This is a genomic window from Effusibacillus lacus (assembly GCF_002335525.1).
Lineage (GTDB): Bacteria > Bacillota > Bacilli > Tumebacillales > Effusibacillaceae > Effusibacillus > Effusibacillus lacus.
This window is the reverse complement of sequence record NZ_BDUF01000051.1, coordinates 16,792-29,255: the sequence shown is the minus strand read 5'-3', so window position 1 is coordinate 29,255 and position 12,464 is coordinate 16,792. Positions and strand designations below refer to the sequence as shown.

The 12,464-nt window shown below is 51.5% G+C and carries 14 protein-coding genes; all 14 read left to right on the top strand.

Going from position 1 to position 12,464, the window contains the following annotated elements; translation table 11 throughout:
• Positions 1-197: 197 nt before the first annotated feature.
• Positions 198-395, top strand: coding sequence for a 50S ribosomal protein L31 (gene rpmE / locus EFBL_RS09510; protein ID WP_096181899.1), 198 nt, complete (start codon positions 198-200; stop codon positions 393-395).
• 146 nt (positions 396-541) lie between these two features.
• Positions 542-1,114 (top strand): thymidine kinase, encoded by a 573-nt coding sequence (locus EFBL_RS09505; protein ID WP_096181898.1) that lies wholly within the window; start codon positions 542-544, stop codon positions 1,112-1,114.
• 62 nt (positions 1,115-1,176) lie between these two features.
• On the top strand, positions 1,177-1,785 hold the full coding sequence (locus EFBL_RS09500) for a YhcN/YlaJ family sporulation lipoprotein (RefSeq protein ID WP_096181897.1): 609 nt from the start codon (positions 1,177-1,179) through the stop codon (positions 1,783-1,785).
• An 85-nt stretch (positions 1,786-1,870) separates the two neighbouring features.
• Complete coding sequence (locus EFBL_RS09495; RefSeq protein ID WP_096181896.1) at positions 1,871-2,083, top strand: hypothetical protein; 213 nt, start codon at positions 1,871-1,873, stop codon at positions 2,081-2,083.
• 108 nt (positions 2,084-2,191) lie between these two features.
• Positions 2,192-3,109, top strand: coding sequence for a DUF1385 domain-containing protein (locus tag EFBL_RS09490; protein WP_207907627.1), 918 nt, complete (start codon positions 2,192-2,194; stop codon positions 3,107-3,109).
• 66 nt (positions 3,110-3,175) lie between these two features.
• Positions 3,176-4,246, top strand: coding sequence for a peptide chain release factor 1 (gene prfA, locus EFBL_RS09485; protein WP_096181904.1), 1,071 nt, complete (start codon positions 3,176-3,178; stop codon positions 4,244-4,246).
• Positions 4,239-5,108: a peptide chain release factor N(5)-glutamine methyltransferase gene (prmC, locus tag EFBL_RS09480; RefSeq protein ID WP_096181895.1), complete on the top strand. Its 870-nt coding sequence runs from the start codon at positions 4,239-4,241 to the stop codon at positions 5,106-5,108. The genes prfA and prmC overlap by 8 nt, the downstream gene beginning before the upstream one ends.
• 44 nt (positions 5,109-5,152) lie before the next feature.
• Complete coding sequence (locus tag EFBL_RS09475) at positions 5,153-6,475, top strand: sigma-54 interaction domain-containing protein (RefSeq protein WP_096181903.1); 1,323 nt, start codon at positions 5,153-5,155, stop codon at positions 6,473-6,475.
• A gap of 211 nt (positions 6,476-6,686) precedes the next feature.
• A complete protein-coding gene (locus EFBL_RS09470) occupies positions 6,687-7,760 on the top strand; it encodes a tartrate dehydrogenase (RefSeq protein ID WP_096181894.1) in 1,074 nt (357 codons plus the stop codon).
• Positions 7,761-7,775: 15 nt separating this feature from the next.
• Positions 7,776-9,200: an aldehyde dehydrogenase family protein gene (locus EFBL_RS09465; protein WP_096181893.1), complete on the top strand. Its 1,425-nt coding sequence runs from the start codon at positions 7,776-7,778 to the stop codon at positions 9,198-9,200.
• Between the two features lie 22 nt (positions 9,201-9,222).
• Positions 9,223-9,981 (top strand): SDR family oxidoreductase, encoded by a 759-nt coding sequence (locus tag EFBL_RS09460; RefSeq protein ID WP_096181892.1) that lies wholly within the window; start codon positions 9,223-9,225, stop codon positions 9,979-9,981.
• 44 nt (positions 9,982-10,025) lie between these two features.
• Positions 10,026-10,892 (top strand): energy-coupling factor transporter ATPase, encoded by an 867-nt coding sequence (locus EFBL_RS09455; RefSeq protein WP_096181891.1) that lies wholly within the window; start codon positions 10,026-10,028, stop codon positions 10,890-10,892.
• Positions 10,889-11,779, top strand: coding sequence for an energy-coupling factor transporter ATPase (locus EFBL_RS09450; RefSeq protein ID WP_096181890.1), 891 nt, complete (start codon positions 10,889-10,891; stop codon positions 11,777-11,779). Before EFBL_RS09455 ends, EFBL_RS09450 begins: the two co-directional genes overlap by 4 nt.
• Positions 11,763-12,464, top strand: a 702-nt coding sequence (locus EFBL_RS09445) for an energy-coupling factor transporter transmembrane component T family protein (protein ID WP_231705740.1), incomplete at its 3' end; no start/stop codon positions are given. The genes EFBL_RS09450 and EFBL_RS09445, both read left to right, overlap by 17 nt.

Below are 12,464 nucleotides of genomic sequence, written 5' to 3'. Positions count from 1 at the left end.
TTAATTCTGTTGTTGTCAGTGTAATCGTCTCCTGTCCCATGGTGACATTTTCACAGACGAGTTACAGGGTGACAATATCACAGAACAACTACAATGGAAAACTGACTCATTGCAACCGGGCGGGTCATCTGATATAATTGCTTTTGTCTGTTTAATGATGCTATGGCCACAACTATAGCGGAAAGAGGTGAACTGAAATGAAACCAGGGATTCATCCTGAATACAAATTGACGACTGTTACCTGCGCTTGCGGCAACAAATTCGAATCCGGTTCTGTCAAGGAGAACCTGCGCGTCGAGATTTGCTCCCAATGCCATCCGTTCTTCACCGGCAAGCAGAAGTTTGTCGATGCAGGCGGTCGAGTTGATCGATTCAAGAAGAAGTACAACCGCTAATCGGTTCCGCTTACGAACCTGATCCACTTGAGAAGCGCCTGCAGGCGCTTTTTTTCTTGCCGTCACTAAAGGAATTTGTTGCATTTTGTCGAAAGGAATACCCAAGTTGTTTTTCCGATATCCTAACCAAGAAGGGCAGATACAAATTGGCTCAGCTGTATTTTCGTTATGGTGCCATGAACAGCGGCAAATCCATAGAAATCCTGAAGGTAGCCCACAATTACGAAGAGCAAAACAAAGGGGTTCTGATCTTTACATCAGCGATTGATGACCGGGATGAAATGGGGTATGTCTCGTCGAGAATTGGCATTAGACGAAAAGCCATACCCGTTTTTGATGATACAGACATTTTTTCTGTCGTTCAGGATTCCAACCATCGGGTTTACTGTGTTCTTGTGGATGAGGTCCAGTTTTTAAAGAAGGAGCAAATCCTTCAATTGGTTCGAATTGTGGATGAGCTTTCTATACCTGTAATTGGTTTTGGATTAAAAAACGATTTCCGGAACGAATTGTTTGAGGGAAGCAAATATATGCTGTTATATGCTGACAAAATTGAGGAAATGAAAACCATTTGCTGGTTTTGCGAGCGAAAAGCGACAATGGCTTTGCGTGTGGATGAGAATAAAAAGCCGGTCTACACAGGAGAACAAATTCAGATTGGCGGGAACGACTCTTACTTTCCGGTCTGCCGAAAATGCCATGCCAACCCTCCGCTTTAATTTTCCAAATATGATTTGGACCCTCTTCGGGCAAGCTAATATCACCCGAAGGAGGTGGTGTTGTGCGAACCGGCAAATGGGTCGCATGGACGTTGCTGGGTGCAGTGACAGTTGGCGTGCTGGCAGGTTGCGGACAGGGCAATCCAGGCATCAATGGACGCATGCAGTCGACAGGCAGGGAACCTCTTTACGACAATCGGGGAATCGACATTGACGGAGATGGGGACCGTGCGTGGCTGTCGGGCCACAACAACATTAACAATCCACCGGTGAATCTGCGCAACTTTGCTCCGCTTGGCGGAGGATACAGAGATATGACGGCAGATCCCTATTCGGGCGGCTTGACGGCCGACCGGATTGCGGATTTGGCCCAATCCATCCAGGGTGTGGACAATGCCAGCGTGGTTGTGAACGGCCAGACAGCGATTGTGGGACTTACCCTGCACCGCCATGTGCCAAGGGAACGGGCCGAGGCAATCAAGCAGGAGGTCCGACAGCTTTTGATGGTTCAGGCGCCGGTCTTCAGGTCGGTACGGATAACAACCGACAGGGCCATGGCACGCCGCGTATTTGACGCATCCCGAAATGTCCGCAATGGACAGCCACTCAGCACACAAGACCGGGAGTTTCAGCAATTGCTGAAAGACATTCCGGAAGTGATACCTCGCTAAGGGAAGGGAAACTTGTTCCCGGCTGTTGACAACTTCTTGTCAGCAGCTTTTTACATACAACCAGAAAAGACAGCGGAGAGAAACTATGCAATTCAAAAAACAGGTGGATCAATGGATAGCCGACAACAAGCTGGTCAAAATTGAAGTCTTGAAGGGCCGCGGGGTTCGTCAAACGTTGTTGGGCCGAATCCTGAAATTTGATGTAGACGACCGCATTGTATTGTTGTACGATCCGGATGCGAAGCAGGTCCGGAACTTAAAATTTGCCGAAATCGAAACCATGCAACCTGTCGATTGATTGCGTACCCAAAATGGGAAGCTTTGGTTTTTTGACTCTGTATGGCTTCTGTACTATACTTATTATGTTATTTTGTGCCTACGATTCATGAGATAAGGGGGGAACCGGGTGGAACCCCGTTATATAGGCGGACAGGCGGTTATGGAAGGCGTCATGATGCGCAACGGAAATCGGGTGTCGATAGCCGTGCGCAAACCTGACGGCCAAATTGAAATCGAAACGGAAGAAAGAGTGTCTCTTTCGCAAACATATCCTGTGTTGGGACTTCCACTGGTTCGCGGTGCTGTTGTTTTGGTTGAATCCACAGTCCTGGGAATGCAAGCTCTAACCAGATCGGCGAACATGTCGACAGGGGAAGACGAGGAAGAACTGACTGGCTGGCAGTTGACGCTGACCCTTCTGGCATCGTTTGTACTGGCGGTTTTTTTGTTTGTCCTGGCACCGGTGTATGCTGCCAAATGGTTGTCTGACAGCGGTGTTTCGTTTGCCGCCGCTGAGGGGGCTGTCCGGCTTGCCGTTTTTGTTGGTTATATCGGGTTGATCTCCCGGATGAAAGAGATTCGGCGGGTATTTGAGTATCACGGAGCGGAACACAAGACCATCAACTGTTATGAAGCGGGCGACCCGCTAACGGTGGACAATGTCCGCAGGCACACTCTGTTGCACAAACGTTGCGGCACCAGTTTTCTATTGTTTGTCGTGTTGATATCCATATTCCTGTTTTCTTTTTTTTCCGGGGAACAATTGTCCATGTCGGCGAAGGTCGGGATTCGGATCGCGCTGCTGCCGGTGATTGCGGGGCTTGCGTATGAACTGATCCGCTGGTCGGCGCGACAGTCAAGCCAGTGGTCTCTATGGTTCATTGCGCCAGGACTGATGATGCAGAAATTGACCACCCGGGAACCGGACGATTCCCAGATTGAGGTGGCAATTGCTTCCGTGCTTGCAGTGCTCAGCCCGGAGCAACCTGTCGTCTGTGTCAAGGAGAGTTTCGAACTTGTGGAAGCAGCGAATGAAGGAACGTAATCTATACTATAGATCCCGTGAAAGGGAACGTGCTTTCGCGGAGAAGTGTTGGGGGAAGTGGAAACCATGATTGATCGTTTGCAGGCGATTGAAGATCGATATAACAGATTGACCGACCTGCTTTGTGATCCGGCTGTCATCAATGACCCGGTCAAGCTTCGTGAATACTCCAAGGAGCAGTCGGATCTGGAAGAAACGGTACAAGCCTTCCGGGAGTACAAACAAACGGTTCAGGGACTGACGGATGCGAAAGCGATGCTGGCGGAAAAACTTGACGATGAAATGCGCGAATTGGTCAAAATGGAGATCTCCGAATTGACTGAGAAAGAATCGGAATTGAAAGACCGGCTGACTATTCTGCTGCTTCCGAAGGACCCCAACGATGACAAAAACGTTATCGTCGAGATTCGTGGTGCCGCGGGAGGTGACGAAGCCGCCTTGTTCGCGGGGGATCTGTACCGTATGTACAGCCGCTATGCGGAAAGACAAGGTTGGAAGACGGAGATCATTGAGGCGTCCCCAACAGAACTTGGCGGTTATAAAGAGATTATTTTCATGGTGAATGGCAAGGGAGCCTACTCGAAGATGAAGTTTGAATCGGGTGCACACCGGGTGCAGCGGGTTCCCGCCACCGAATCGGGCGGCCGGATCCATACATCGACGGCAACGGTGGCTGTGTTGCCGGAAGCGGAAGATGTGGAAGTGGAAATCCACGAGAAAGATCTGCGGATTGACACCTTCTGTTCGACAGGTCCCGGCGGGCAGTCGGTTAACACCACCCAGTCGGCGATCCGGATTACCCACATGCCGACAGGCCTTGTGGTGTCCTGCCAGGATGAGAAATCCCAGTTGAAGAACAAGGAAAAAGCGATGAAGGTTCTGCGTGCCCGACTGTACGAACTGAAGCAGCAGGAGCAGGAGAAAGAACTGGCGGATGCCAGAAAGAGCCAGGTGGGAACCGGGGACCGCTCCGAGCGAATCCGTACTTACAACTTCCCGCAAAGCCGTGTCACGGACCATCGCATCGGACTGACCCTGCACAAACTGGATATGGTGCTTCAGGGCGACCTGGACGAGATCATTAACGCATTGATCACGGCCGACCGCTCTGAGCAACTGAAAGCTGCCAATGAGTGATCAACATTTCACAACTGTCCGGGAAGCCCTGCAGCAGGCTTCCCTTCTGTTTACCGAGCGGAGGATCCAAAATCCCAGGTTGAACGCCGAAGTCCTGCTGCAGCATCTGCTTGGCTGGACCAAAGCCAAACTGCTGGCAGAAGACCGGGAGCCGTTTCCTTCCGAAAAATCAGGCTTGTTTCAAATGTGGATGGACAGGCGGCTGCAAGGGGAACCCCTGCAATACATTGTTGGAGTACAGGAATTTTACGGACGTGACTTTCACGTCAATCCCGCAGTGTTGATCCCGCGTCCGGAAACGGAGATTCTGATCGAGGAAGTGCTGAAGCGGCGTCAGTGGTGGAACCGCCCGCTGATTGCGGATATTGGGACGGGGTCCGGAGCCATTGCGGTGACGCTGGCTCTTGAGTGGCCGGAGTCCGGAGTGTATGCGGTTGATATCTCCCTTGATGCGATCGGAGTCGCGCAAGAGAATGCCAAACGGCTTGGGGCACAGGTGCATTTTTTGCATGGGGATCTGGTCGGGCCTTTGCTTAGTGAGGGACTGCGGCTCGATGTCCTGGTATCGAATCCGCCCTACATTCCTTCGGAAGAGGTTGACAAATTGGCGGTGGAAGTGCGGGGGCATGAACCCCGGTTGGCATTGGATGGCGGTCACGACGGATTGGAACCTTATCGCCGGATTACGCAAGCGCTGCCCAACTTGATGCGGGAAACGGGACCGGCGCTGGTCGGGTTTGAGGTGGGAATCGGTCAAGCGCAAGCGGTGGCAGCCCTGATTGGAACCAACTGGCCCGGGTCCGAAACGGGGATCGTCCGGGACCTGCAAGGAATTGAGCGAGTGGTATTGGGATGGATATAATTGAGGTATTATAACTTGTTTTGCTGTGGAGGCGGTGCCGGGTGATGAAAAAAACAACCACTCCCATTCAGGCGATCGTGGACGCTTCCCACGACGGAATTATCGCCATCGACAAACAGGCGAATATTACTCTGGTCAACAAAAATGCAATGGAGATTCTCGGTTTGCCTGAGGGAATTGTGGGTCAGAAAATCACCAAATTTATCCCTAATTCCGATATGCTCCGGATTCTGTCCACAGGGAAAAAGGAAATTGGCGACATTGCGGTTGTCCTCAACAGACAGATCGTCATTAACCGGCTACCCATAGTTGTCGATGGGGAAATCGTCGGTGCAGTCTCCACATTTAAAGAAATAACAGATATCCAGAAAATGGAGATGAGAATCCGCAAACAGTTTACTGAAAGCGGGCTTGAGGCGAAGTACCGTTTGGAAGATATCGCAGGGAGTTCCGCTGCCATTAAAGAGACCAAGAAGCTTGCGGAACGTTTTGGCAAAACGGACGCCACTGTGTTGATTTTGGGCGAATCCGGTACGGGCAAGGAACTGTTTGCACAAGGAATCCACCTGACCAGTTCCCGTGCGGTCGGGCCTTTTGTGGCCGTGAATTGCGCCGCGCTTCCGGGCAATTTGTTGGAAAGCGAATTGTTCGGGTATGACGAGGGCGCTTTTACGGGTGCGAGAAAAGGGGGAAAACCAGGTTTGTTCGAACTGGCTCACGGTGGAACTCTTTTTCTCGACGAGATCGGTGAAATGTCGCTACCGATACAAGCTCTGTTGTTGCGGGTTTTGCAGGAAAAGAAAGTTCGCAGGATCGGCGGCGAGAAAGTGATTCCCGTTGATGTTCGCATTGTGGCTGCGACCAACCGCGATCTGGAAGAATTGATCAGAGCCAAACAGTTTCGCCCGGATCTCTATTACAGATTGAATGTGCTCACCCTTGAACTTCCCCCTTTGCGTGACAGGCTTGAGGACATTCCCAAATTGACAGAATCTGTCGTACAAGAGATTTGCGAGAAAATGAACAAACGGATAACCTCCATCGATCACTCCCTCTATCGGATCTTCAGGCAGCATGATTGGCCGGGAAACGTTCGGGAACTTCGCAATGTTGTGGAAAGAATGGTGCTTTTGTGTGAAGATGGACGGTTAAAAAAAGAGGATGCGGAATTTTTCGGCAAGAAATTGGCCCCCAAAAAATCCGGATCCGGCGCTGGCCGGGATTGGGAAGAGACAGAACGGGTGATGATCCTCTCCGCCCTGCAACGGGCCAACGGGAACAAAACGGAGGCTGCCAGGCTGTTGGGGATGGATCGGACAACCTTGTGGCGCAAAATCAAAAAATATCAGGAAAAATTTACTGAATAATTTATATATTATATCATCCGGAAACAATAGAAAACTTTTTTCTCCCGTGACCGTTGCAAATGCAACACAGATTGTTTCATTTTTCAACAAACCTACTTTTTAAAAGTAAAGACAGAATGACCGACGGTGCAGGATTTCCCGGATTCCCGGACTTGGCATCGTTCTTGCTTCTCGATTTGCTGAATCCGAAAAAACAAAAGGGGAAGCAGGAATGGAACATTATTCTGTTGCGGTGATCGCCGGGGATGGAATTGGTCCCGAGGTGATGGCGGAAGGGTTAAAGGCGCTTCAGGCGGTTGAACGGGTGCATAACTGGATCAGGTTTGACATCCGGTGTCTGGATTGGAATTGCGGGTATTATGCCAGGCATGGAAGGATGATGCCCGATAACGGGCTGGAAATCTTGCGCGACTTTGACGCGATCCTGCTTGGGGCTATCGGGGCGCCGGATGTACCCGATCACATTTCGGTTTGGGAGTTGATTCTTCCGATTCGCAGGAGATTTCATCAATATGTCAATTTGCGGCCGATCAAACTGCTGAAAGGATTGGAGAGTCCCCTGCGTCACAAAGGGCAAGCGGAACTGGATTTTGTCGTTGTGCGTGAGAATACCGAAGGCGAATATTCCAACATGGGAGGCCGTCTGCATGCGGGAACCCCTTATGAGTTGGCGATTCAAAATAACGTGTTTACCCGTTTTGGAGTGGAAAGAGTAATCCGTTACGCATTCTCATTGGCTCAGTCCCTTGGCAGAAAACGGGTGACGGCAGCTACAAAGTCAAATGGAATCAACCATTCCATGCCCTTCTGGGATGAGGTTTTCAGGGACGTCAGCCGGAGCCATCCGGAGATCCGTACCGATCTGTTTCATATTGACGCATTGGCCGCCTATTTTGTCAGCAGACCGGAAATTTTTGACGTGGTTGTGGCGAGCAACCTGTTTGGCGACATTTTGACTGACCTGGGAGCCGCGGTTGTCGGCGGGTTGGGTTTGGCACCGTCTGGCAATATCAATCCGGAAAGGGAATACCCTTCGATGTTTGAACCGATCCACGGTTCGGCCCCCGATATTGCGGGAAAAGGAATCGCCAACCCGATCGCGACCATTTGGAGCGTGAGCATGATGATGGATCATCTGGGACATAGAGAGATGGGGCAGCTGTTGCTGGACGGAATCGAAGAGGTGCTGGTTGAAGGGGTCGTTCGCACACCGGACATTGGCGGTCGGGCAACCACATCTGAAATGGGCGACGCCATCGTAAATTCAATTATGAGGAAAGCTTGACAGGAGGGACTTTAGATGGAATCCAAAAAGTATGGACTGTATATTGGCGGCGAATGGATCGAGACGGAGGAATCGATTCCCGTTTATCACAAATACTCCGGAAAAGTGATTGCAAATATTGCAAAAGCCAACAGGGAGCATGTGAGGGATGCCGTTGCAAAGGCTCAAAAAGTGTTTAAAAACAGTTCTTTGACGCCCTTCCGTCGATACGAGATCCTCTTGAAAGCTTCCGAACTCGTGGAAGAAAGACGGAAGGAGCTGGAAGTTTCCCTTGCCAGGGAAGTTGGCAAAACGATCAAAGATGCGAAAGGCGAATTGGATCGGGTGGTCAATACACTCCGGATTTCTGCCGAGGAGGCGAAAAGGATCGGCGGCGAAATCGTTCCCCTTCAGGCAACACCGGGAGCAGAGAACCGGTTGGGATTCGCGATCCGGGTGCCGCGGGGAGTCATCGGAGCCATCACTCCCTTCAACTATCCGCTTTTGCTGACTGCCCATAAGGTGGCGCCGGCCATCGCCGCCGGCAATACGGTGGTGCTCAAACCTGCGACATCCACACCAATAGCTTCCTTTCAGCTGGTGGAACTATTGGAAGCGGCGGGCCTCCCGAAAGGGCATGTCAACATTGTTACCGGCGCGGGCAGCGAAGTCGGTGACTGGATGCTGGAGGACGAACGGATTGCCATATTTACTTTCACCGGATCGGCCGAGGTGGGCAAATGGATCAAACAACGCAGTGGACTCCGGCCCGTGGCTCTCGAGTTGGGGAACAACTCTCCGAACATTGTTCACTCCGATGCCGACTTGGAGGCAGCCGCACGGCTGATTTCCGCCCGGAGCTTTCACAATGCGGGCCAGGCTTGCATCGCGGTGCAGCGGATTCTTGTGCAGGAAAAGGTCTTTGACGCTTTTACCGAAAGGTATCTGGCTTTTGTCGACCGGTTACAGGTAGGGGATCCGGAGGATCCAAACACCGACGTGGGCCCGATGATCAGCGAGAAAGAGGCAATCCGGGCGGAACAATGGGTGATGGAAGCAGTTGCGCAGGGGGCGGAGATGTTGCGCGGCGGTAAAAGGGAAGGGGCCATCCTCCATCCGACCGTGCTGACCCGGACAACCCCTGAAATGAAAGTCAATTGTTTGGAAGTCTTTGCGCCGGTTGTTACGCTTATGCCCTATAAGACCATCGAGGATGCGTTTGAAATCGCAAACGATTCCGCATACGGTTTGCAGGCGGGTATCTTTACCAGCGATCTGAACATTGCGATGAAAGCCGCCAGGTCATTGGAATATGGCGGTGTCATTATCAACGATGTGTCGACTTACCGGAACGATGTTATGCCCTACGGCGGCATTAAGAACAGTGGGCTTGGCAAAGAAGGCCCCCGTTACACGATTGAAGAGATGACAGAATTGCGCATGGTTGTCATGAACTTATAACGGGATCGAGGAGAGAAAACTTATGCTGTTGAAGGGGAAGGTAGCGATTATCACCGGTGCCGGATCGGGAATGGGGAGAGCGACGGCTCTTCTCTTTGCCGAACAGGGGGCCAAAATTGTGGCGGCCGATCTCAATTTGCAAGCGGCGGAAGAAACGGTAAGACAAATACGTGGGGAAGCCATTACGGTACAGGCAGACGTTGCAGATGATGCCCAGGTGAAGGCTATGACAGAACAAACGATCCGATCTTTTGGATGCATCGATATTCTTGTCAATAACGCGGGGGTCCCGATGTCTTTCACTCCGATTGAACAGGTGAAGGAAGAGCAGTGGGAACAAATTATGAACGTGAATGTCAAATCCATCTACCTGACGGCCAAATATGCTGTGCCGTACATGAAGGAAAAAGGAGAAGGTGTGATTGTCAATACGGCTTCCATTGCCGGAATTCGCGCGCGTCCGGGACTTAACGCGTATTGTGCTTCAAAAGGGGCTGCCATCATGCTGACAAAAGCTCTTGCCATTGAACTGGCCCCTTATAAAATCAGAGTGAACGCCATCAACCCGGGTCCGGCCGAAACGCCCATGTTAAGCAAGTTTGTCAACGGGGACAAAGAAAAGGTTGAGAAAGACATTCGGGACGTTTTTTTAAACAGTGTTCCGCTGGGGGCTCTGATCCAGCCGGAGGATATTGCACAGGCGGCTCTGTACCTTTGCAGCGATATGGCGAAGATGGTCACCGGCGAAGTAGTAAATGTGGACGGGGGGCGAGGCATTTAGAGAATAGACAGAATCCTCAATATTTTGATGCAAGGAGGGGGCAAATGGCGCAAGACCCTTTGATTCGGATTCAAAGCGTCAGTTTTTCCTATTCTGTCAACCAGAATCAGATTCCGGTCCTGCATGACGTTTCCTTTCATGTCCATCGCGGGGAATACCTTGCGATCATCGGACACAATGGTTCCGGCAAATCAACGCTCGCCAAGCACTTCAACGGCATTCTGACCCCTCATTCGGGCGATGTCTGGGTTGCCGGCATGAATACCAGAGACAAGCATAAACATCGGGAGATCAGACAACGGGTTGGAATGGTGTTCCAACATCCGGACAATCAAATCGTCGCTACGATCGTGCAGGATGATGTGGCATTCGGGTTGGAAAACACGGGAGTCCCTGTGGATGAGATGAAAAAGCGTGTGGATTACGCACTGGATGCGGTCGGCATGTCCGCTTTTCGCAAGCGGCCGCCGCATCATTTGTCAGGCGGACAGAAACAGCGTGTGGCAATCGCCGGCATCCTGGCCATGCGCCCGGAGTGCATCGTTTTGGATGAAGCAACAAGCATGCTGGATACTTTTGGGCGGAAGGAGATTCTTTCCGTGATCCGTAAGCTGCACAGAGAAGGAATGACCATCGTTTCCGTTACCCATCACATGTCGGAAGTGGCTGAGGCTGACAGGGTGCTGGTGATGGAAGGCGGCAGGATTGTTCTGGAAGGTTCTCCCCGGGAAGTGTTTAGGCAGCATGCACAATTGGAGGAATTGCACCTGGAAGTGCCGCAATCCAGCCGGATTGCCATGCTGGTTCATCAACACTATCCCGCTTTTTCTCCCGACCTGATCCGCCAGGATGAAATTGTGGAGGAAGTGGACCGGGTTCTGTCTGCCAAAGCGGAGGTGAACGGAGCGTGAATCTTCCGATTCTTTCTGTAGAAAACCTTTCTCATACTTACATGCTGGGAACCCCTTTGGAACAGCCGGCCTTATTCGGAGTGAACATGCATGTGGGAAAGGGGGAGTGTGTTGCCATTATCGGTCACACTGGTTCAGGGAAATCCACCCTGATCCAACATTTCAACGGCTTGCAGTTTCCGCAGTCTGGAAAGGTAGTCGTTGACGGAATCGATTTGTCACAACCGAGAATTGATTGTAAGATGCTTCGCCGCAAAGTGGGATTGGTGTTTCAAAATCCGGAGGACCAGATTTTTGAAAAGCTGGTCGGCGACGATATTGCCTACGGGCCGTTTAAAATGGGCCTTCCCCTGAAAGAAGTGCGAGAACGGGTCCGATGGGCCATGGAATTGGTCGGATTGCCTTTTGACGAGTTTCGGGATCGGGCAACCTTTGCCCTAAGCGGGGGACAAAAGCGGAAAGTGGCTCTTGCCGGAGTGCTTGCCCTGCAGCCGGACATTCTCGTTTTGGATGAACCTACAGCCGGATTGGATCCGCGATCGCGCAAGGAACTGCTTGCACGGATCAAGCGTTTAAACCGGGAAGAAAATCTGACTCTCATCTTTGTTACCCACAACATGGAAGAAGTGGCTTATCTCGCTGACCGTGTGTATGTATTGGCAAACGGCAGGGATATTTATAACGGCTCTCCCCGTGAGGTATTCGGAAATCGGGAAGTTTTGCGGGCACACCAGATAGGAACCCCGGAGACAGTGGAGATCCTCCACCGTTTGCACGACAAGGGACATCCGGTGAATCCCGGGGCGTTCGAGGTGGAAGGGGCCGCTGAACAAATCCTTTCTCTGCTGAAACCGCAAGGGGGTGATGCAGGTGTCGTCCGCGTTTGAACTAACGAGGAACATCACAATCGGGCAGTATCTGCCCACAGGTTCCGCCGTCCATTTTATGGATCCCCGGTTTAAACTGGCGGCGTTTACGATCCTGATTCTGGCCATTGCCATATGTGAGACCTATTTGGGCAATCTGCTTGCTCTGCTGTTTTGTCTGACGCTTTTTCGGCTCGCCAGAATTCCCTTGAGTTATGGAATATCAGGCGTGAAGCCGGCGGTTCCGTTTATCATCATCCTGGCCGTTTTGCAGCTTCTGTTTTACGGAGAGGTGGCGGCAGGGGGAAGTGTCTATTTTGAATACGGTTTTGTCAGGATTACGAGCGACAGCATAAGGCTGGTTGTGGTTTCCGCCATGCGTTTCGTCGAAGTGATCTTCCTGTCCAGCGTACTGACCCTGAGTACATCCACCACCGAGTTGACCCACGGTATTGAGCGTTTGCTGGGACCTTTGCAAAAAGTAAGATTCCCGGTTCATGCATTCGCCCTGATCATTACCATCGCCATTCGTTTCGTACCCACGTTTGCCATGGAAATGGAGAAAATGATGAAGGCACAGGCCTCCCGCGGAGCGGAGTTTGGAACGGGAGAATGGTGGCGAATTGTAAAACGCACCAAAGACATGTTTCCGCTTATCATTCCTTTATTCAATGTGGCTCTTTCGAGGGCGGAAGATCTGATTCTC